Annotated in this window: 18 protein-coding genes and 1 pseudogene; 11 read left to right on the plus strand and 8 right to left on the minus strand. The window is 73.7% G+C overall.

What is annotated here, in order from left to right; translation table 11 throughout:
- Positions 1–98 precede the first annotated feature (98 nt).
- The 4 genes from AB0H37_RS28610 to AB0H37_RS28625 all read left to right on the plus strand — a co-directional run bounded on the left by AB0H37_RS28610 (position 99) and on the right by AB0H37_RS28625 (position 3622).
- The gene (locus tag AB0H37_RS28610) at positions 99–755 is read left to right on the plus strand and encodes a response regulator transcription factor (protein ID WP_360616361.1); all 657 of its coding nucleotides are present in this window, start codon (positions 99–101) and stop codon (positions 753–755) included.
- Complete coding sequence (locus AB0H37_RS28615; protein ID WP_360616362.1) at positions 752–2029, plus strand: HAMP domain-containing sensor histidine kinase; 1278 nt, start codon at positions 752–754, stop codon at positions 2027–2029. Before AB0H37_RS28610 ends, AB0H37_RS28615 begins: the two co-directional genes overlap by 4 nt.
- Positions 2030–2253: 224 nt before the next feature.
- Positions 2254–2826, plus strand: a complete 573-nt coding sequence (locus AB0H37_RS28620; protein WP_360616363.1) for a papain-like cysteine protease family protein — start codon at positions 2254–2256, stop codon at positions 2824–2826.
- Between the two features lies 1 nt (position 2827).
- Complete coding sequence (locus AB0H37_RS28625; protein WP_360616364.1) at positions 2828–3622, plus strand: hypothetical protein; 795 nt, start codon at positions 2828–2830, stop codon at positions 3620–3622.
- Here AB0H37_RS28625 and AB0H37_RS28630 read toward each other — a convergent pair.
- Positions 3619–4674 carry a LysR family transcriptional regulator gene (locus AB0H37_RS28630; RefSeq protein ID WP_360616365.1) on the minus strand — a complete coding sequence of 352 codons (1056 nt, stop codon included), beginning with the start codon at positions 4672–4674 and terminating at the stop codon, positions 3619–3621. The two genes, AB0H37_RS28625 and AB0H37_RS28630, sit on opposite strands and share 4 nt — an antisense overlap.
- A 122-nt stretch (positions 4675–4796) precedes the next feature.
- Positions 4797–5627 (minus strand): AraC family transcriptional regulator, encoded by an 831-nt coding sequence (locus tag AB0H37_RS28635; RefSeq protein ID WP_360616366.1) that lies wholly within the window; start codon positions 5625–5627, stop codon positions 4797–4799.
- Between the two features lie 299 nt (positions 5628–5926).
- Here AB0H37_RS28635 and AB0H37_RS28640 point away from each other — a divergent pair, with 299 nt between their 5' ends.
- The 5 genes from AB0H37_RS28640 to AB0H37_RS28660 are packed head-to-tail and all read left to right on the plus strand — an operon-like array spanning position 5927 to position 9797.
- Positions 5927–7246, plus strand: coding sequence for an ATP-binding protein (locus tag AB0H37_RS28640; protein ID WP_179833090.1), 1320 nt, complete (start codon positions 5927–5929; stop codon positions 7244–7246).
- On the plus strand, positions 7243–7677 hold the full coding sequence (locus AB0H37_RS28645; RefSeq protein ID WP_229810489.1) for a roadblock/LC7 domain-containing protein: 435 nt from the start codon (positions 7243–7245) through the stop codon (positions 7675–7677). Before AB0H37_RS28640 ends, AB0H37_RS28645 begins: the two co-directional genes overlap by 4 nt.
- Positions 7674–8030 carry a DUF742 domain-containing protein gene (locus AB0H37_RS28650; protein WP_089314386.1) on the plus strand — a complete coding sequence of 119 codons (357 nt, stop codon included), beginning with the start codon at positions 7674–7676 and terminating at the stop codon, positions 8028–8030. The genes AB0H37_RS28645 and AB0H37_RS28650 overlap by 4 nt, the downstream gene beginning before the upstream one ends.
- On the plus strand, positions 8008–8604 hold the full coding sequence (locus AB0H37_RS28655; RefSeq protein ID WP_179833089.1) for an ATP/GTP-binding protein: 597 nt from the start codon (positions 8008–8010) through the stop codon (positions 8602–8604). Before AB0H37_RS28650 ends, AB0H37_RS28655 begins: the two co-directional genes overlap by 23 nt.
- Positions 8601–9797 carry a cytochrome P450 gene (locus tag AB0H37_RS28660; RefSeq protein WP_329094406.1) on the plus strand — a complete coding sequence of 399 codons (1197 nt, stop codon included), beginning with the start codon at positions 8601–8603 and terminating at the stop codon, positions 9795–9797. Before AB0H37_RS28655 ends, AB0H37_RS28660 begins: the two co-directional genes overlap by 4 nt.
- On the opposite strand, the gene AB0H37_RS28665 is transcribed toward AB0H37_RS28660, so the two are convergent.
- Entirely contained in the window at positions 9766–11166 is a 1401-nt protein-coding gene (locus AB0H37_RS28665; RefSeq protein ID WP_329094407.1) for an SPFH domain-containing protein, read from the minus strand. The two genes, AB0H37_RS28660 and AB0H37_RS28665, sit on opposite strands and share 32 nt — an antisense overlap.
- Positions 11167–11794: 628 nt before the next feature.
- On the opposite strand from AB0H37_RS28665, the pseudogene AB0H37_RS28670 reads away from it, so the two are divergent.
- Positions 11795–12988: pseudogene (locus tag AB0H37_RS28670) on the plus strand (bifunctional copper resistance protein CopD/cytochrome c oxidase assembly protein); the annotation flags it as partial.
- Between the two features lie 53 nt (positions 12989–13041).
- On the opposite strand, the gene AB0H37_RS28675 reads toward AB0H37_RS28670, so the two are convergent.
- The 5 genes from AB0H37_RS28675 to AB0H37_RS28695 form a co-directional block, all read right to left on the minus strand.
- Entirely contained in the window at positions 13042–14370 is a 1329-nt protein-coding gene (locus tag AB0H37_RS28675) for an HD domain-containing phosphohydrolase (RefSeq protein WP_360616367.1), read from the minus strand.
- A complete protein-coding gene (locus AB0H37_RS28680) occupies positions 14367–15728 on the minus strand; it encodes an HD-GYP domain-containing protein (RefSeq protein ID WP_179833085.1) in 1362 nt (453 codons plus the stop codon). The genes AB0H37_RS28675 and AB0H37_RS28680 overlap by 4 nt, the downstream gene beginning before the upstream one ends.
- A 548-nt stretch (positions 15729–16276) precedes the next feature.
- On the minus strand, positions 16277–17203 hold the full coding sequence (locus tag AB0H37_RS28685; RefSeq protein ID WP_329094409.1) for an NAD-dependent epimerase/dehydratase family protein: 927 nt from the start codon (positions 17201–17203) through the stop codon (positions 16277–16279).
- A 19-nt stretch (positions 17204–17222) separates the two neighbouring features.
- Positions 17223–17543 (minus strand): mycothiol system anti-sigma-R factor, encoded by a 321-nt coding sequence (gene rsrA, locus AB0H37_RS28690; RefSeq protein ID WP_329094410.1) that lies wholly within the window; start codon positions 17541–17543, stop codon positions 17223–17225.
- Entirely contained in the window at positions 17540–18145 is a 606-nt protein-coding gene (locus tag AB0H37_RS28695) for a sigma-70 family RNA polymerase sigma factor (RefSeq protein ID WP_179833082.1), read from the minus strand. The genes rsrA and AB0H37_RS28695 overlap by 4 nt, the downstream gene beginning before the upstream one ends.
- Before the next feature lie 362 nt (positions 18146–18507).
- Between AB0H37_RS28695 and AB0H37_RS28700 the strand changes: the two genes are divergently transcribed.
- On the plus strand, positions 18508–19311 hold the full coding sequence (locus AB0H37_RS28700) for a methyltransferase domain-containing protein (RefSeq protein ID WP_329094411.1): 804 nt from the start codon (positions 18508–18510) through the stop codon (positions 19309–19311).
- Positions 19312–19358 lie beyond the last annotated feature (47 nt).

The raw sequence follows: 19358 nt of genomic DNA on the forward strand, positions 1-19358 counted from the left end.
CCCCCGTGTTTCCGCCCTCGGGCGTTTTCGCGCCGGAGACGATCACTAACGGAAACGAAACACGGCCTCCGGCACCATCGTCCTTCGGAGGAGGCTTCATGAGAGTGCTGGTGGCAGAGGACGAGCGGCTCCTGGCCGACGCGATCGCCGAGTGGCTTCGCGACGGCGCGCACGCCGTCGACCTGGCCCATGACGGCGCGGCCGCCCTGGAGCGGGTCACCGTCAACGACTACGACGTGGTCGTGCTGGACCGCGACCTGCCGCTCGTCCACGGCGACGACGTGTGCCGCGAGATCGTCCGGGGCGGGAGCGCGGCCCGGATCCTGATGCTCACCGCCGCCGCGGAGGTCACCGACCGCGTCGACGGGCTCGGCCTCGGCGCCGACGACTACCTGACCAAGCCGTTCGCGTTCCCCGAGCTCGCTGCCCGCGTCCAGGCGCTCGGCCGCCGCTGCCGCCCGGCCGCGCCGCCGAGGCTGCACCGCGCCGGCATCACCCTGGACCCGGCGCGCCGCGAGGTGTTCCGGGACGGGCGCTACGTGCCGCTCGCGCGCAAGGAGTTCGCCGTCCTCGCCGAGCTGCTGCGCGCCGAGGGCGCCGTCGTGTCCGCCGAGCAGCTCCTGGAGAAGGCGTGGGACGAGCACGCCGACCCGTTCACCGGCGCCGTCCGCCTGACCGTCCTCAAGCTGCGCCGCAAGCTCGCCGACCCGCCCGTCGTCGAGACCGTCAAGGGAGCGGGGTACCGGATTCCATGAGGCTGTCGCTGCGCGCCCGGCTCACCCTCACCTACGGCGGCCTGTTCCTCGTCGCCGGCGTGGTGCTGCTCGGCGCGACCTACGCCCTGTTCGACCAGCAGCTCTCGCGGTCCGGAACGAAGGTGCTCGCGACCCGGCTCAACACGGCCCCCGGCACCTCGCCGCCGGCCGGGGCCGCGCAGGGGACCAGGCAGGAGACCAGGCAGGAGGTCGCGCAGGAGGCCAGGGCGATGGCCGACGCCGACCGCTGGATGCGCGACCAGCGCGAGGAGCTGCACGACGCCGCCGTCACCTCGCTGGTCACCCAGGGGTCGATCGCGCTGCTGGTCGTCGGGGGCGCCGCGGCGGGCTTCGGCTGGCTCATCGCGGGCCAGGTCCTGTCCCCGCTGCACCGCGTCACCGAGACGGCCCGCCGCATCGCCGGCTCCCCCGCGGCCGACCGCGGCCTGCACGAGCGCATCGCCCTGCGGGGCCCGCGCGACGAGGTCAAGGAGCTCGCCGACACCTTCGACGCGATGGTCGAGCGCCTCGACCGCTCCTTCGACGGTCAGCGCCGCTTCGTCGCGAGCGCCTCCCACGAGCTGCGCACCCCGCTCACCCTCGGCCGCGCGCTGGTCGAGGTGGCGATGCACCGCGAGTCGGCGTCCCCGGACGTCCGGCAGCTCGGCGAGACCCTCCTGCAGATCAACGTGCGGCACGAGCGCCTCATCACCGGCCTGCTGCTGCTCGCCCGCTCGGAGAACGAGATCACCACCCGGGCCCCGGTGGACCTGGCGGACGTCGTCGCGCACGTCGCCGCCCAGACGGCGCTCGAAGCCGACGGCTCCGGCATCACCGTCGAGACCGACAGCGCCGAGGCCATGACGGCGGGCGACGCGCTCCTGCTGGAACGCGTCGTGCAGAACCTGCTGGAGAACGGCCTGCGCCACAACACCGACTCCGGGTGGGTCTCCGTCTCCTGCCGCACCGAGGGCGGCCGCGCCGTCCTGGAGGTCGCCAACTCCGGCCCCGCCGTCCCGCCCTACGAGATCCCGGCCCTCTTCGAGCCCTTCCGCCGGCTCGACAGCGACCGCGTCGTCACCGCGAAGGGCGCCGGTCTCGGCCTCTCCATCGTCCAGTCCATCGTCCGCGCCCACAACGGCACCGTGACCGCCGCGCCCCGCCCGGAAGGCGGACTCACCGTCACCGTCGCCCTCCCGTCCGCGGAGCCGGAACCGGATCCGGGAGCGGAGACGGAGCACGTCGGCCGCGGGAGAACCGCCGCCCGCGCCTAGGCGCAGCCCGCCTTTGGGGGAGAAAAGCCGAGTTCACCGGGGTCATACCCGTTTGTTATGGCCTGCTGGCATTACCCGGCTCGGACCGCGAATGAGACTTTTATCGCGTTCCTCCGGCCTCTCGCGGCCTCCCCGCCCGGACTCTCCCCCGGCACCGGACGGGCATCGCTCCGCTCCTCCGCGAGAGGCGGTACGACCTTCGCCGGGAGAATAGGCGGAAGCGCATGAGAACGCGTACCCGACCCGCCCGGGCACGCCGGCGGCTCGCGGCCGGACTCGCCGGGGTGGCGGCCGCCACCCTCGCGGCGTCCACCGGCGTCGCCTCGGCGCAGGACCTGCCGATCACGCAGCAGGTGCAGCAGCAGGACCAGTGGTGCTGGGTCGCCAGCGGCCTGACGATCGCCAAGTTCTTCGGCAAGGGCAACGTCAGCCAGAACGACTTCTGCGCCCTCGGACGCGGCTACCCGCGCGGCACCTCCTGCCCGAACCAGGCCGGCTACCTGGAGTACGACCAGCGCGCGTTCCAGGCGCTCGGCGTGTCCCCCGGCCAGGTCAGCGGCCCCCTGTCCTACCAGTCGGTCACGGCCGAGATCAACGGGCAGCGGCCGATCCTCACCGGCATCTACTGGACGGCCGGCGGCGGCCACGCCCAGGTCATCTACGGCTACTCCGGCCAGACGGTCTCCTACGGCGACCCGTGGCCGTCCAGCCCCCGGTACGGGGAGATGGCCTACAGCAGCTACGTCAACAACTACCAGTTCCGCTGGGGCGAGGCCCTGTCCAGGATCGGAGGCTGACATGCGCACGACTGCGAGAGTCGCGGCCGGAGCCCTGATCGGCGGGACGGTCCTGATGGGCGGCACCGCGGCGCCGGCCGCCGGTCCGTCCTCCGACGAGGCCGCCGCCGCGAAGGCCGCCTCGTCCCCCGCCGCGCAGCAGCGCCTCGGCGAGTTCTTCGTCCACCTCGACCAGCACCAGCGCGGGCAGCTGGTGAACCAGGCCGTGCCCAAGGCCGCCGCGCAGGCCAAGGCCCCGCGACTGGAAGGGGCCGTCCAGCGCGTCCACTCGCTGAACCCGGCGTTCGTGAAGGGGGACGGCGGCGCGCCCGTCGCGACCTTCGCCTACATGGCGGTCGGCGCGGCGTCGGCGAGCGGGCAGCACGCGACGGTGTGGCTGACCAGGACCGGTGCGAGCTGGCAGGTCATGAATGTCATCTCCGGGTCGCAGGAGGCGGTCTACCCGGCGCGGGCGCAGGGCGGCACGGTGTTCACCGAGCCGCAGATCCACGCGTGGTACCGGCTGAAGGACGGCCGGGTCACCGCGCTCAACGACACCGCCGCGTCGTCGGTCGGCAGGTCCGGCGTCACGGTGGCGGCGTACCGGAGGCTCGTGCGCTCCCGGTACGCCGACAAACTTCCGGGCACCGCCTACCAGCGGTCCGGGAGGCTCGGCGGCTTCTCGCCCGCGACCGGCGTCAGCGATCCGGCGCCGGACAGGGGCCCGGCGCCCGCTCTGCTGGCACTGGGTGCGGGCGGCGCGGTGACCGCCGCGGGTGCCGCCCTCGTGCGGCGCCGCCGCCAGGGCGGCCACTAGCCGCCCTCCCGCGGGTTCCGGGAACCGCCCCCCTCCCCGGGACCCGCACCGGCGCCCGTCCCCGCGCCCGCCGCCGGGCCTGCGGGGACGGGCAGCGCCGGGTGCGCCTCGGGATGCTCGTCCCACCAGTCGCCGTAGACGCGCTGGGCCCGGACGAGGTCCAGGTAGACGTCGTCGAAGACGCCGCGCAGCCGGGCCGCCGCCCGCCCGGCCTCGGGCCGCCACATCAGGACGACCCGCTGGCCGAGCGGGTCACCGGTGATCCGGCGGAACGCGACCCCGTCGCGGGGGGCGGCGGTCGGCTGGTAGATGCCGACGGCGCGCCCGGACCGGATGAGCGAGGCCGAGATCTGCCAGTCCGTCGCCCAGTACCTGACCTGCGGCCGGAACCCCGCCTCGGCGCACGCGCCGCGCAGGTACGCGGGCCAGGGGCCGTCGTCGAGCGGGTCGTCGATCCAGTCGTGGTCGGCGAGGTCGGCCAGGTCGACGGTCGCGCCGGCGGCGAGCGGGCTGGAGCAGGACATCCCGACGAGCGCCGGCTCGCACTCGACGAGCACGAGCCGCTCCAGGCCGTCGCTCGGCCGCGGCGGATGGCCGACGGGCTCCTGGAACAGCCCGATGTCGAGGGTGCCGGAGCCGAGCAGCGCGGGGATGCGCCCCCCGCCGGGGTCGACGCGCAGATGCAGCCGCGACTCCGGGGACAGGGAGCCGAGATGGTCGCTGAGCCGCGTGAGCGCCGGGCACGCCTGCACCCCGACCCGCAGCAGCGGCATGGCCGCGGGCTCGCTGAGCCGGTGCGCGAGCGCGGCGTTCAGGTCGTCGATGCCGGCCAGCGCGGCCCGGGCGCGGGTGGCGACCTCGGCGCCGACCGGCGTCGGCCTGACGCCCTCCGGGGAGCGGACGAACAGCTGCACGCCGAGGTGGCCCTCGACCCGGCGCAGCATGGTGCTGACGGCGGGCTGGGTGAGACCGAGCCGCGCGGCCGCCTTGCTGATGCTGCCGGTCGCGGCGATCGCCTCGATCATCCTGAGGTGGTGGGGGCCGAGGTCCACGAGCGCGCTCCTGACCGTCTACGCCCCGTCCGCTGATCTCCGCCGCATCGTAACCCGGGATGGGTCCGGGCAGAGTGGAAATCCGTGCCGGATCGCCTGTACCCGGTCGCCGGGGCAGGCGGTCAGGTGGACGCGCCGTGCCGGCGCAGCTCGCGCGGGCTGACGCCGAAGCGCTGCCGGAACGCGTGGCTGAGCGCGCTGGCGGAGGAGAACCCTGTGGCGTGCGCGAGGTCGGTGATGGTGACGTTCCGGTCGAGGGGGTTGCGCAGCCGGTCGCGGACGAGCCGGAGCCGCTCCTCGCGGATCAGCTCGCGGGGCGTGGTCCCGGCGCGCTGGAGCGCGAGCTGCACCTGCCGCAGCGACCAGCCGAGGTCCTGCGCCATCGCGGCGCCGGTGAGCCCGGGGTCGGTGGCGTGCTCGCGGACGTAGCGGCGCACGACCGCCTCCACCTCGGCGAGGTGGCCGGGCGCGGGCGGTCGCTCGTCCCCGGCGAGCAGCAGGCACAGCAGCTCGGTGATCCGTTCGCAGGCGGCGTCGAACTGCGGCCCGCTGAGGCTGCGCCGCTCCTCGCCGACGGCCCGCACCATGTCGGCGACGACGCGGCCGAGGCCGGCGGACAGGTCGAGGCCGGTCACCGGGAGGGCCGGACCGCACAGCCGGCCGTCCATCTCGCGCGCCGGGATGGTCATGACCAGCGCGCGGGCCGGGCGCGGCTGGACGACCCGGAACGGCGCCGCGGGCGCGATGAGGCCGCCGGTGCCCGGACGCAGCCGCGCCTCGCGGCCGTCCTGCACCATGAGCATCTCGCCGTGCAGCGGGAGCAGGAACCGGTAGCCGCGGTCGCGGCGCGCCTGCCCCGGGGTGCGGACGTAGTCCGCCTGGTCCGACAGGTACAGCACGAGCCGGTACTCGGCGCCGCGCGGCCCGGGCGGCCCGCCGAGCACGTCGTCCACCGCAGGCTCCTCCGCCCCCCGCCGCCCTAGATCACTTGCGGGCGAGCGTAGTACGGCCGCCGCCAATGAATCAGGCGAATCCATCGGAAAGTAACGTGATTCAGACGGTGGGTGATCTTGCAATGCGCCCGGCGGCAAGTTCTCTGCGCGCGACCACAAGCGCGCCCCCGCTCACCCGTCCTACGGTGCCGAAACCGCGGCGTATCCGCGCCGTCCCCCACCAGCCATGAGGCGGTCCGCCGGGTGCCCGAGCACCCCGGCCCGGCCGACCTCGCCGAAGACCCTGCACCGAGGATCTGATGGAGCAATTCCTCTTGGCGGCGGCGTTCGTCGTCGTGGCGGGCGCCGGCATCGCGGCCGCCGCCCTGCTGGTACGCCAGCGGCGGGAGACCGGCGACCTGCGCGCGCAGAACGCCGTCCTGGCCCGCGGGCTCGACCTGCGCGAGAAGGAGCTGCGGCATCTCGCGGACGTCCGGCTGCCCGAGCTCATGGAGTCCCTGCACAACCCCGGCGTGCGCGTCACCGGTCCGCTGCACGACCTGGAACGCGAGGCGCCCGCCTACGGGCAGGCGCTGCGGACCGTCACCGAGCTGTTCGCCGGGTCCGCCGCGCGCGTCCGGGAGCGGGCCGACCTGTCGGCCAAGTCGACGCTGCGGGCGATGATGCGCGCCGTCCAGAGCCTCGCCAACGAGCAGCAGCTCGCCATCTCCGACATGCAGGAGCGCCACGACGACCCGGACGTGCTGGAGGGCCTGCTCCGCGTCGACCACATGAACGCCCAGCTCGGGCGGCGCGCCCAGGCCACCGCCGTGCTGTGCGGGTCGTGGCCGGGCCAGCAGCGCTCGGCGTCGTCGATGAGCGACGTGGTGCGCGGCGCGACCTCCCGCATCCGCGACTACCTGCGGGTCAACATGCAGGGACCGGTGAACACCGCGGTGACCAGCCGGGCCGTGGAGCCGATCGTGCTGACCCTGGCCGAGCTGCTGGACAACGCGGCGCGGCACTCGCGCCCCGACACCACCGTCGAGGTCAACTTCCAGTCCACGCACAACGGCGTCGCGATCATGATCGACGACGCCGGGGTCGCGATGGACGCCGAGGAGCTGCAGCGCGCCGCCGATCTGCTGTCCGGCGACGCCTCGGTCGACATCCACCGGCTCGGCGACCCGCCCCGCGTCGGGTTCGCGGTGGCGGGCGTCCTCGCCGCGCGGTACGGCTTCCGGGTGTCGGTCGACACCCGCTCCCCCTACGGCGGCGTGCGGGCCGTCGTGTTCGTGCCGTCCGCCCTGCTCACCGACGTCCCGGGCGAGCGGGCACCCGACCCGTCCGCCGCGTCCCGTCCGGCCGTGGAGAGCCCCGCGCCCGCCGCCGCGGCGGACGTCCCCGCCACCCCGGGCGGGCTGCCCAAGCGCACCCGCGTGGCGGTCGCCGAACGTCCCGCCGAGGACGAGGAGCCGCCCGCCGCGCCGGACGCGGGGGCGCAGCCCCCGCCGCTCAGGCCGGCCCGGGAGACCGCCGCCGGCCTCGGCGCCTGGCAGCGCGGGACGCGGTCCGGCCGCGCCTCGACGCCGTCCGACGGCGAGGGCCCCGGCATCGAGAGCAAGGACCTGCGGCCATGAACGAGGGATGGAACGGCGCGATGGACGACGGTACGAACCGGCTCGGCTGGATGCTGGACGACGCGCTGCGCATGCCGGAGACGCGCTACGCGATCCTGCTGTCGGCCGACGGGCTGCTCATGGCGCACTCCGAACGGATCGGCCGGGACGAGGCGGAGCGGCAGGCCGCGGGCATGGCGGGCCTGCAGTCGCTCGCCCGCAGCACCGCCGAGTTCTGCGGGGACTCCGGCACGACCTGGCGGCAGACGGTGAACGAGTTCGACGACGGGTACGTCTTCCTCGTCGCCGCCGGCCCCGGCGCCTACCTGGCGGTGTCGGCGACGCAGCACGTCGACATGGAGACCGTGTCGTTCCGGCTCCAGGAACTCGTGCAGCGGCTGGGCAAGGAGTTGACCACCCCGCCGCGGCCGGGCGCGGGCCGTCCCGCATGACCCCGCGCCGCAGCAGGCGGGCGCTGGTCCGCCCGCACGTCGTCACCGGCGGGCGGGCCCACCCCACCCGCAACGTGTTCGACCTCGTCACCCTCGTGACCGCGACCGGCGACCTGCCGCGCACCGGCCTGTCCCCGGAGAAGGCGCGCATCGTCGAGCTGTGCCGCGGCGGCGCGCTGTCGGTCGTCGAGATCTCCGGTCATCTGAGCCTGCCCGTCGGGCTCACCAAGGTGCTGCTGTCCGACCTCGTCGACAGCGGGCACCTCACCACCCGGGCCGCCGCGCCCGCCGCCCAGCAGTCCAAGGCCCGGCTCCTTCAGGAGGTGCTCGATGGACTCCGCGCTCGCCTCTGACACCCCCTACCTGCGCGAGAGCGTCCGGACCGCCGTGAAGATCCTCATCGTGGGGCACTTCGCCGTCGGCAAGACCACCTACGTCGGGACGCTCTCGGAGATCCGCCCGCTGCGGACCGAGGAGCGGATGACGCAGGCCGGGGCGTCCGTGGACGACCTCGCCGGCATCAAGGACAAGACGACCACGACCGTCGCGATGGACTTCGGCCGCCTCACCCTCAGCGACGACCTCGTGCTGTACCTGTTCGGGGCGCCGGGGCAGCAGCGCTTCACCCGGCTGTGGGACGACCTCGCGCGCGGCGCCCTCGGCGCGCTGATCCTGGTGGACACCGCCCGCCTCCAGGAGTCGTTCGCCGTCATGGACATCGTGGAGAAGCAGGGCCTGCCGTACGCGGTCGCCGTCAACCACTTCGAGGGGGCGCCGCGCTTCCCCGAGGCCGAGGTCCGCGAGGCCCTCGACCTGACGCCGTCGACCCCGCTCGTCAGCTGCGACGCCCGTGACCGCACCTCGTCCACCGAGGCGCTCATCTCGCTCGTCGACCACCTCCTCACCCTGGACGGGGAGCAGCCATGACCATCGACCGCACCGCGCCCGAGCGCGTCCCGCTGTACGGCCCGGAGTTCGCCAAGGACCCGCAGGGCGCCTACGCGCGGATGCGCGAGCACGGCGACTTCGCGCCCGTCGAGCTGGCGCCGGGCGTGCCGGCGACGCTCGTCCTCGGCTACGACGCCGCCCTGGAGATCCTGCGCGACCCTGCCACGTTCCCGCGCTGCAGCGAGGTGTGGGAGGAGGCGGTCGGCCCCGAGTGCCCGGTGCTGCCGATGATGATGTCGCGGCCGAACGCCCTGTTCACCAACGGCACCGTGCACGCCCGCCTGCGGTCGGTGATCGTCGACAGCCTGGACCGGGTCGACCCGGTGTCGCTGCGCGAGAACGTCGAGCGCAGCGCCGACGTCCTCATCGACCGGTTCACCGGCGACGGCAAGGCCGACCTCCTCGGCCAGTACGCCCGCACGCTGCCGCTGCTGGTGTTCAACGAGATCCTCGGCTGCCCTCCCGAGATCGGCGACAAGCTCGTGCGCGGCATGAGCGCCATCTTCGACACCGTCTCGGCCGAGCAGGGCAACGCGCTGCTCGCGGAGGCGACCGGCGAGCTGGTGGCGAGCAAGCGCGCCAGGCCGGGCGCGGACGTGACGTCCTGGATGATGAGCCACCCCGCCGGGCTCGACGACCTGGAGATGGCCCACCAGGTCACGCTGCTGATGGGGGCCGGCACCGAGCCGGAGCAGAACCTCATCGCCAACGGCATCCTGCTGCTGCTCTCCGACGACCGGTTCGGCGGCGACCTGTCCGGCGGCGCCCTGCCCGTCGAGGACGCGCTCGACGAGATCCTCTGGACCGACCCGCCGATGGCCAACTACGGGACGACGTTCCCCCGCCAGGACATCGACTTCCACGGGTACCGGCTGCCCGCCCACCAGCCCGTCCTGGTCAGCTACGCCGCCGCGAACACCGACCCGTCCCGGGGAATCGCCGACCGCCGGGGCAACCGCGCCCACCTGTCCTACGCGGGCGGCCCGCACACCTGCCCGGCGAGGGGCCACTCCCGGCTCATCGCGTCCGTCGCGATCGAGAAGCTCCTCGACCGGATCCCCGACGTGGAGCTGGCCGTCCCCGAGGAGCACCTGGAATGGCGGCCGGGCCCGTTCCACCGGGCCCTCACCGCCCTCCCGGTCACCTTCCCGCCGGACCAGGCCCTTCCGTAGCGGCGCGCAGCGCGCCGACGACGGCGGCGAGCTGCGTGACCAGGCCGGCCACGCCGGTCTGGTCGCCGCCGTTGACGGTGACGGTGCGCAGCTCGTCCGGCTTGGGCAGCTTGGCCATGATCTCCGGCAGCGCCCCGATGAGCCGCGCCTGGACGGCCGCGGGCGTCCGCTCGTTCTCCAGCGCGGCGCGGGCGGCGTCCCGCTCCAGGTCGAGCAGCGCCTGCTCGTGCCGCGACCGGGCCCGCAGGTCGGCGAGGGCCAGCTCGCCCTCGGCGCGCAGCCGGGCCAGCTCGTGGTCGCGCTCGATGCGCAGCCGCCCCGTCTCGGCCTCCTCCTCGTGCCGCTCGCGCTCCATCCGCAGCGCGTGCCGCGTGGTCTCGGTCTGGAGCTCGGCGAACTCGCGGGAGTCGTCGTGCTCGCGCCGGGTGCGGCGCAGCTTCTCGACCGCCTCGGTGTCGAACAGCTGCGACTCGTTGCGGGCGCGCAGCTCGGCGAGCTCGCGCTCGTGCTCCAGCCGCTGCGTCTCCTTGACCCGCGCGGCGGTCATCTCCCGCTGCGCGACGGCCTCCTCGGCCTCCAGCTCGGCCAGCCGCGCGATCTGCCCCTGCTCGGCCCGGTAGGGCTTCTGCAGGTTCTCCCAGAGCCGCGAGGAGCTGACCACGGCCTCCTTGATCTGCACCGTGACGATCCGCAGGCCGAGCCCCTGGTCGCTGTTGTCCTCACCCTCGGCGACCGCGCGCAGCCGGGCCGTCAGCTCCTCGATGATCGGCTGCTTGTCGCTGAGGACGTCGCGCACCCCCATCGTGGCGACCTTGTCCTTGATCGCCGCCTCGGCCTGCTCGCGGAGCTGGAGGTTCACCAGCCGCATCGGGTCGTCGCCGCCGAAGTCGAGCTTGCGGTAGGCGGTACCGAAGTCCTGGATGATCCACTGGACGTAGCCCTGGACGAGCACGCCCTGAAGCTCCCGGCAGATGCAGTACGCGTTGATCAGGATCGTCTGCGTCGCGCCCGGCACCACGAGGAAGGAGTCGGTGGACGGGTTGAACCGGAACGACACCCCGAGGCCGATGTGCAGCGGCTCGTCGCGCCCCCGCCGGGTGTGCACGACGAACGCGTTCGGCGGGACGAGCACGTTCTTCCACCGCCAGAACCCGCTGATCCGCACGTCCACCGGCCCCGGGCCGGGACGGTCGGCGGGCGCCGCGCCGAGCGCGCGGTCGCGCTTGGCCAGCGGCCCCGGCGCCGGAACCGCGCCGGGCGCCCCGGGAGGCGGCGGCGGGGAGCGCCTGGCCTTCAGGTCGTCCTCCAGCACCGCCTGCTGGGCGACGACCTTGTCCAGATAACTGTTGCCCTGCTCTGAGGCGCTCATCTCGCTCCCCCGGAATTCGGTGTGGCCGATACATTAATGAACCTTTTGCTTGGATGCGTGCGTATTTGCGGCCGTGGCGACACACGAGGCGACGGCGATGCACCAAGGGGAACGGCGGGAATCGGCCCGGACGGACGTACCGATGCTCGCGATCGGAGCCGGAGCGATCGCGCTCGTCGTCCTCGCGCTGGTCGTGCGACTCGGGGGCGCGTTCAGCGACACCGCGGCGCCGGGGCTCTCCCAGGCCGGGGCACTGACCAAGTCCGGCCTGATGACGGCGCGGCTGGGCGGCAACGTCGCCGCCGTCCTGACGGTCGGGTGGCTGCTGGTCGCGGCCGTGTTCGTGCCCCGCACGCCCGCCGCGCGACGGTGCCTGCGCGCCGCGTCGCTCACCGCGACGGCCTGGGCGGCGTGCACGCTGGCGCTGATCGTGTTCACCGTCCTGGACCTGTTCGGGGTGGGCGTCACCAAGGTCACCGGCGACATGCTGCGGACGTTCCTCGTCGAGCTGCCGCAGGGGCGGGCCCTGTTCCTCGTCCTCGCCGCCACGGTCGCCGTGTCGGTGGCGGCGAGCCTCCCGCGCGCCGTCGACGGGGCCGGGTACCTGCTGGCGGGCGCGCTCGCCGGGATGCTGCCGCCGCTGTTCACCGGGCACGCCGCGAGCGGCGCGAACCACGCCCTCGCCGTCTACAGCCTCGTCGCCCACATCGCGGGCGTCGCGCTGTGGGTCGGCGGCCTGGTCGCCCTGGTCACGCTCGCCCCGGCCGTCGGCGACCGGCTCCCCCGCGTCGCCGAGCGCTACAGCGGGCTGGCGCTGGCGTCGTTCGCCGTCGTCGCCGCCAGCGGCGCCGTGAACGCGTGGGTGCGGCTCGGCGGTCTCCACCTCGGGTCGCGGTACGGGGCACTGGTCGTCGCGAAGGCCGCCGCGCTCGCCGTCCTCGGCGCGATCGGCTGGTGGCACCGCCGCGCCACCCTCCCCGCCCTGCGCGGCGGGAGGGGCCGGCGGCCCTTCCTGCGGCTCGGCGCCGTCGAGATCCTCGTGATGGCCGCGACGACGGCGCTGGCGACCGGGCTGTCCCGCACGCCGCCGCCGGAGGTCGCGCCGGGCACGCTGGACGTCGTCGCACTGCGGCTCGGGTTCCCGCTGCCCGGTCCCGCCGGGGCCGGGCCGCTCCTGCTCGACCGGTGGATCGACCCGCTGTTCCTCGTGCTCGTCGCCGGCGGCGCCGTCCTGTACGGAACGGGCGTCGCGCGAGTCCGCGACTGGCCGTGGCGGCGCAGCCTGTCCTGGACCGCCGGGCTGCTCGTCGTGCTGCTCGCCACCTGCGGCGGGATCTCCCGGTACAGCATGGTCCTGTTCAGCGTCCATGCCGTCCAGCACGTCCTGGTCGGCCTGGTGGCACCGGTCCTGCTGCTGTACGGGGCGCCTCTCCGGCTGGCGCTGAAGGCGATGCGCGGTGAGGGCGGGGCGCTGCTCGCCGCGGCCGCCGGGAGCCGGGGGGTCCGGGTGCTCACGGACCCGGCCGCCGCGTCCGCGCTGCTCCTGCTCGGCCTCTACGCGTTCCCCAGGTCGCCGCTGTTCGGGGCGTCCCTCGCCAACCACGCCCTGCACTCGCTGGCCCTGGTCGTCTTCCTGGTCGTCGGGCTCGCCTACTTCCACGGGACGACCGGGACGCTGATGCCGTTCGCCCTCCTGCCGCTCCACGCCATCGCCGGGCTCGCCCTGATGCGGGACGGGTCCGTCCTCGGCGGCTGGTACGAGCACCTCGGCCGCCGCTGGGGCGCGTCACCGCTGAACGACCAGCACCTCGGCGCCCTGCTGCTCTGGACGGCGGCCGCCGCCGTCACCCTCGCCGTCGCGGCGGCCCGCGGGCGCTACTGGCGGGGCCCCCGGTCGACGACCCGGCTGAGCGCCTCCACCACCGTCGGGTCGTACTCGGAGGCCGAGTCCAGCCGCAGCCGCTCCAGCACGGCGGCGCCCCGGTCGCGGTCGGCGGAGTCGCCGACCAGGTCGTCGTAGGCGTTGGCGACCTTGATGATGCGGCCGGCGAGCGGCGGCGGGATCGGCCGCTCCCCGGCGTCGCCGGAAGGCTCGCGTCCCGTCCGGTAGGGGTGCGACGACAGCTGGACGATGTTCGCGACCCGGTCCAGGACCCCGGTCTGCTTGATCACCTCGGCGCCGAGCTCGGCGATGCGGCGCTGCTCGGCCGGGGACGCCAGCACCGTCGCGCCGCCCGGGATCGGGTCGCCGAGCGACAGCTGCCCGATGTCGTGCATGAGGGCGGCGTACTCCAGTTCGAGCAGCTCCTCCTCCGACATCCCGAGCTCGCGCCCCATCGCCACCGCGAGCTTGGACACCCGGTGCGAGTGCCCCGCCTCCACGTAGCCGCCGACCTCGGTGACGCGCGACAGCGCCCGGACCGTCTGCAGGTAGGTGGCGCGGATCCCGGCGTAGCGGCGGAACGCGAACTGCGTCACCAGGATCGGCACCGTGAAGATCAGCAGCGCGGCCTCGCCCATCGCCGTCGTGGCGACCGCGATGAGCATGGCGGTCGCGCTGGTCGCGGCGCACAGCGCCATCTTCGCGTCGATCTCGTCGCGCAGCGCGATGCCGAACCGGGCCCGCACGGCCTCCGCGCGGATCATCGCGGCGATCAGCATGTCGGTGAAGCAGGACAGCACCACCACGAAGCACATGACGGCCAGCAGCAGCTGCCAGGGCAGTTGCAGGGACAGCAGCGGCCGGAAGCACAGCGCGACGACCGCGACGGTGAACAGCCGCCGCGCCATCGCGTCGGGCCGCGGGGACCGGCCGACCGCGATGTGCGGCAGCGAGCCGACCAGCATCCCGCCGGCGGTGACGGCGACGACCTGGAGCGCGGAGTGCCCGGCGGCCACGACGCCGAGCGGCGCGTCCGGGGCGGCGCCCTCCGGGCCGAGCCCGACCAGCAGCGCGTACCCCATCGCGCCGGCGCTGGCGATCGGCGCGACCTCCCGGTTGCCCGGCATCACCATGCGGAACAGCTCGCCCAGCGCGATCAGCACGCCGAAGATGATCGCCACGTCGGGCTGGCGCAGCCCGACCGCCGCGACCTCGGCGATCGCGACGATCACGAAAAGCCCGGCGGTGGCGATCAGCAGCAGCTGGCCGGAGTCGATGGTCTGCCACGCGGCCCGGTCGCGGGCGCGGGCCTCCCCGTTCATGGACGTCCCGTCTGGCGCACCTCGTCGCCGCCGGCGACGCGCAGCGGCGCGCTGGGGTCGTCGTGGTCCTGCTGGGTGGTCTCGACGACGTCGTCGTCGGGGAGCACGACCGGCCGCGGCGGCTCCCAGCCCTCCCGCTCCAGCGCACGCAGGAACGCCTCCACCATCGCGGGGTCGAAGTGGTCGCCGATCCCGCGGCGCAACTCCTCGACGGCCTCGTCCTTGGTGCGGGCGGCGCGGTAGGAGCGGGTCGAGGTCATCGAGTCGAACGCGTCCGCGACGGAGATGACCCGGGCGAACTCGGGGATCTCATCGCCCGCGAGGCCCATCGGGTAGCCGCGGCCGTTCATCTTCTCGTGGTGGTGCATGATGCCGGCGAGCGCCTCGTCCAGGAAGCCGATCTCGCGGACGATCTCCAGCCCGCGCATCGGGTGCAGCTGGATCGCGGCGAACTCCTCCTCGGTGAGCGAACCGGACTTCTGCAGCACCTTGGTCGGGACGCCGAGCTTGCCGACGTCGTGCAGCATCCCCGCGTACCGGATGGCCTCGACCCGGTCCGCGCGCATCCCGATCTCCTGGGCGATCATCACCGAGCCGCGGGAGACGCGCTCGGAATGGCCGCGGGTGTAGAAGTCCTTGGTCTCGACCGCCTGGCACAGCGCGGCGAGCGTCGCGGCGTGCGCCTGCTGCTGCGCGTACGCCTGGTCCATGGCCCAGCGGGCGATGAACAGCGGGAGCAGAACGAGCACGGCCGCGAACGGCCCGACCCGCGGCCACAGCCCGGCGATCAGCAGGCCGACCATGCCGTAGCCGAGGCATCCGACGGCGAGCTGCCCGCTCTCGCGCAGCAGCTCGCGCGGCGAGGCCTGCCGGCTGAGCAGCAGCACCCCGGCCATCAGCATCAGGTTCACCAGGACGAAGGCGACCAGCGCGCCGAGGAACGGCCCGATGACGTTCTCGACCCAGCGGGCCTTCTCGGGGTGGAAGCGGTCACCGTCCAGGAGGTCGAACACCGTCCCGGCCATGAAGCCGCTGAGCGCGAACTGCGCGCCGTTGAAGAGCCGCTTGACCGGAGCGAAGATCCGCTGCCCGGTGACCAGGGCGCAGAGGCCGAGCAGCGCGGCGCCGACCGGGCCGAGCAGCACCACCGACGCCAGGCTGGCGGCGAAGCTGAGCGACACCCTGGCCCGCGTGATGTTCAGCCGCGCGGGCGCCGAGTCGCAGATCAGGAACAGCAGCGCCAGGACGGCGAGCTTCGACCAGTCGAGATCTTCGAAGGACGACGTCGCGATGAGGCCCGCCGCCAGCGCGACCACACCGCAGACGTACGCCCAGGCAGCGAGAGGTAGTCCACGCATTGCCGCCCCTCGGGGAGTGACGAGTTGGCAGGCCGCCACCGGGCTCCCATGTGCCTGCCGGCACCTAGACCCAGGACACGCCCTTGGTCATCATCAGCGACGACGACGACGGGACGCTCGGGCGCCGCCCGTGTCCATGCGGTGTCACGCGCTTGAGCATGGCTCCTTGCCTCCCCCCAGCCGAACCGGGCCGACCGGCCTCGCGGCCGGCCACCGGGACCGGTTCGGCCCCGGTCTCCCGGGCGAGCACGTACCCCGAATTCCTCGGAGTGCACGCGCTCCGTCACTGATTTCGGCATAAGCCTAACGCGAACTGCCCAGGTCACACAGGCGTGCAGGAAAACGTAAGCAAAGCGTGAACCAATCGTCACCTTAGGTGATCAATTGTCCTGGTTGAAAATCCAATCATCGCCGCACTATCCGGCTTGCACAAACCGCCTGCACAATCTCGCTGCACGATCTGAATGCACGTGCATCCGCAAATGCATCTCGGCATTCGGTAAAGGTCGGTGAAACGCGGCCCTAGAACTTAAAGGAGAGGGGACCAATCAGTGGCGCGCGGTGTTCCGTTCCCGCGCCCAGGCGACCGTCTCCGCAAGCCCTTCGGGCAGACTCACCGCCGGCTCCCAGCCGAGCGCCTCCCGCGTCCGCCGCGGCTCGATCGCCATCGCCGGCAGGTCGCCCAGCCGGGGCGGCGCGAACTCCGGGTCGTCCGGCGCGCCCGCCGCCGCGGCGACGAGCGAGTGCAGCTCGCGGTCGGTCGTCTGCAGGCCGGTGCCCACGTTGAGCCGCAGCCCGCCGCCCGCCTCCCCCGCGGCGCGGGCGAACGCGTCGACCACGTCCCCCACGTAGACGTAGTCGCGGGTCTGGGAGCCGTCGCCGAAGACCTTGGTCGGACGGCCCGACAGCAGCGCGTCCGTGAAGATCGAGACGACCCCCGCCTCGCCCTCCGGCGTCTGCCGCGGCCCGTAGACGTTCGCCAGCGTCAGCGTCGTGAAGTCGATCCCGTGCAACTGCCGGTACATCCCGGCGTACACCTCGCCCGCGACCTTCGAGGCCGCGTACGGCGACGCGGGGCGCAGCTCGGCGTCCGGCGGGACGGGCAGCGCGTCCGGTACCCCGTACACGGCGCAGCTGGAGGTGAACACGACCTTGCGCGCGCCCGCCGCCCGCGCGGCCTCCAGGACGTTGGCCGTCCCGACCACGTTGGTGCGGGCGTCGCCCAGCGGGTCGCCCACGCTGACCCTCACGCTCACCTGCGCGGCGAGGTGGAGGACCACCTCGGGGCGGCGGACCGCCGCCCGCTCGGCGAGCGCCGGGTCGGCGACGTCCATCTCCCACAGCTCGACCCCGGGCCGGACGTTCGCGCCCGACGACCCGTCGTCCACGCCGACGACCTCGTGGCCGTCCGCGAGGAGCCTGTCGACGAGATGGGACCCGATGAATCCGGCCGCGCCGGTGACGAGTGTCAGCACACCGGAAAGATACCGGCGGTCAGGCGCTCTCGGGCTTTCCGGCGCCCCCGGACGCCTGGACCTCACCGGCCCCGGCCGTCTGGATCTCGCCGCAGATCTCCTCGATGCGGCCGAGCACCTTGGCGCGCAGGTCGGTCGGGGCCTGCTCGCACCCGCACGACTTGTTCACGAGCTTCTTGACGGCCTCTTCGAGGCCGTACTCGCGCAGGCACGGCCCGCACTCGTCGAGGTGCTGGCGCACCTCTCCGCAGCCGCCCTGGTCGAGCTCGCCGTCGAGGTAGGTGTACACGCGGGCGAGCACCTCGTCGCAGGGCGTGTCGTGGTGGTTGCCGCAGCTCATGTCGACCCCCTGCTCGCGCGGGTGAGCCCGCGCTCGTCGGCGTAGTCCTCAAGCATGCCGCGCAGCTGGCGCCGGCCGCGGTGCAACCGGGACATCACCGTGCCGATGGGCGTGCCCATGATCTCGGCGATCTCCTTGTAGGCGAATCCCTCGACGTCGGCGAGGTAGACGGCGATGCGGAACTCCTCGGGGAGGTCCTGCAGCGCGCGCTTGACGTCGGAGTCGGGCAGGTGCTCCAGCGCCTCGGCCTCGGCCGACTTCAGACCGCTCGACGTGTGCGACTCGGCACGCGCGATCTGCCAGTCCTCGATGTCGTCGGTGGCCGCCTGCTGCGGCTGGCGCTGCCGCTTGCGGTAGGAGTTGATGAACGTGTTGGTCAGGATGCGGTAGAGCCAGGCCTTGAGGTTCGTCCCCTCCTTGAACTGGTGGAAGGACGCGAACGCCTTGGCGAACGTCTCCTGGACGAGGTCCTCGGCGTCGGCCGGGTTGCGCGTCATGCGCAGCGCGGCCGAATACAGCTGGTCCAAGAACGGGAGCACGTCGCGCTGGAAGCGCTCCTGGCGCTGCTCCACGGTCTCCGCGGTGCCCGGTACCTGACCCACCCCCTCGGCTCTGGCGCCCGTGGCCTGGACCGGCCGGGCGGCGCCGTACCCCTCAGACGATATCGACCCCTCAGACGATATCGGTCCGCGCGGTCCGCCGACGCGGGCGGGGGCCCGCGCGTCGCCGCGGGACGCCGCCGTGCCGGCTCTCCGCTGCTGATCGGCGACGGCTGTGGTCATCCGGCTCGCACCTCCGCTTTCGCTGGCCTGTGAGAGGGTGCAACACCGGAACGCCCCCGCCGATTCCCGGGCGGGGGCGGGCGCGCCGCAACCGGGTCGCCGGGTCCCATCCCTCACTCAGGGTGATGACCGGCCCCGGACGGGGAACGATGTGACATACACGGCTAGAACAGGAGCAATTGGTGCACTCGGTGCCTTCGGCGCGACCTTCCGAGCCCACCATCGCCAGCCTGCGGGACACCTCCGGTGACGGGTCAGGGGACTCCCTGGCGCGCTACTGGACCTTCTACGAGGCGGTGGCGGACGCCCAGCTCACCCGGTGGCTGCCGCGCAGGCCGTCCCGCGTGCTCGACATCTCGGGAGGCCAGGGACACAGCGCCGCCCGCGCCGCCGCGGCGGGGCACACGGTGCTGGAGGTGCGCGACCCCGAACGCCCGGGCCGTCCGGCGCAGGGACGCCCCGGCGGCGCGGTACGGGCCGCGCGCACGGTCCCGCTGGTCGCCGACTCGGGCACCCTCTCCTACCTCGGCGACTCCTGCATGGACGCCGTGATCGCCGAGAACCGCGTGCTGTCGCGGCACCTGGCCACCGAGGCCACCATCTCCGAGATCGCCCGCGTGCTGCGTCCCGGCGGCCGGGTCCTGCTGTGCGTCGACTCCCTCACCCTCGGCATGGCGCTGCTGGCCGAGCGCAACTACTGGGCGCACCTGTCGGACGTCCCGAGCGCCGAGGTCGTCCTCGTGCCCTGGCCGGACGGGACGATCACCCGCTCGTTCTCCTCTCACCAGCTCCGCGAACTGCTCGCCGACGCCGGTCTGGAGGTCGAGTGGATCCGGCCGCGGACGGTGCTGTCCCCCTCGACGGTCGAGCACGTCCTCGGCGAGTCCCCGCGGGCGCTGCAGCGCCTCGTCCGCACGGAGATGGGCGCACGCCAGACCGACGAGTCGCTCGGCATCCACCTGCTGGCCAGCGCCCGGCGGCGCTGAAGCCGCCCCCGCCCCGCCGTCCGCGGCGGAATTGTCGCGCCCGGACC

Source organism: Actinomadura sp. NPDC023710, from assembly GCF_040639875.1.
GTDB lineage: Bacteria > Actinomycetota > Actinomycetes > Streptosporangiales > Streptosporangiaceae > Spirillospora > Spirillospora citrea.

Bases quoted from the DNA above. Each gene is read 5' to 3' on its own strand.
- AB0H37_RS28620 (WP_360616363.1), top strand. From the start codon at position 2,254: ATGAGAACGCGTACCCGACCCGCCCGGGCACGCCGGCGGCTCGCGGCC.
- AB0H37_RS28665 (WP_329094407.1), bottom strand. From the start codon at position 11,166: ATGAGCGCCTCAGAGCAGGGCAACAGTTATCTGGACAAGGTCGTCGCC.
- AB0H37_RS28610 (WP_360616361.1), top strand. From the start codon at position 99: ATGAGAGTGCTGGTGGCAGAGGACGAGCGGCTCCTGGCCGACGCGATC.
- AB0H37_RS28645 (WP_229810489.1), top strand. From the start codon at position 7,243: ATGAACGAGGGATGGAACGGCGCGATGGACGACGGTACGAACCGGCTC.
- rsrA (WP_329094410.1), bottom strand. From the start codon at position 17,543: ATGAGCTGCGGCAACCACCACGACACGCCCTGCGACGAGGTGCTCGCC.
- AB0H37_RS28650 (WP_089314386.1), top strand. From the start codon at position 7,674: ATGACCCCGCGCCGCAGCAGGCGGGCGCTGGTCCGCCCGCACGTCGTC.
- AB0H37_RS28680 (WP_179833085.1), bottom strand. From the start codon at position 15,728: ATGCGTGGACTACCTCTCGCTGCCTGGGCGTACGTCTGCGGTGTGGTC.
- AB0H37_RS28625 (WP_360616364.1), top strand. From the start codon at position 2,828: ATGCGCACGACTGCGAGAGTCGCGGCCGGAGCCCTGATCGGCGGGACG.
- AB0H37_RS28640 (WP_179833090.1), top strand. From the start codon at position 5,927: ATGGAGCAATTCCTCTTGGCGGCGGCGTTCGTCGTCGTGGCGGGCGCC.
- AB0H37_RS28660 (WP_329094406.1), top strand. From the start codon at position 8,601: ATGACCATCGACCGCACCGCGCCCGAGCGCGTCCCGCTGTACGGCCCG.
- AB0H37_RS28615 (WP_360616362.1), top strand. From the start codon at position 752: ATGAGGCTGTCGCTGCGCGCCCGGCTCACCCTCACCTACGGCGGCCTG.
- AB0H37_RS28655 (WP_179833089.1), top strand. From the start codon at position 8,008: ATGGACTCCGCGCTCGCCTCTGACACCCCCTACCTGCGCGAGAGCGTC.
- AB0H37_RS28675 (WP_360616367.1), bottom strand. From the start codon at position 14,370: ATGAACGGGGAGGCCCGCGCCCGCGACCGGGCCGCGTGGCAGACCATC.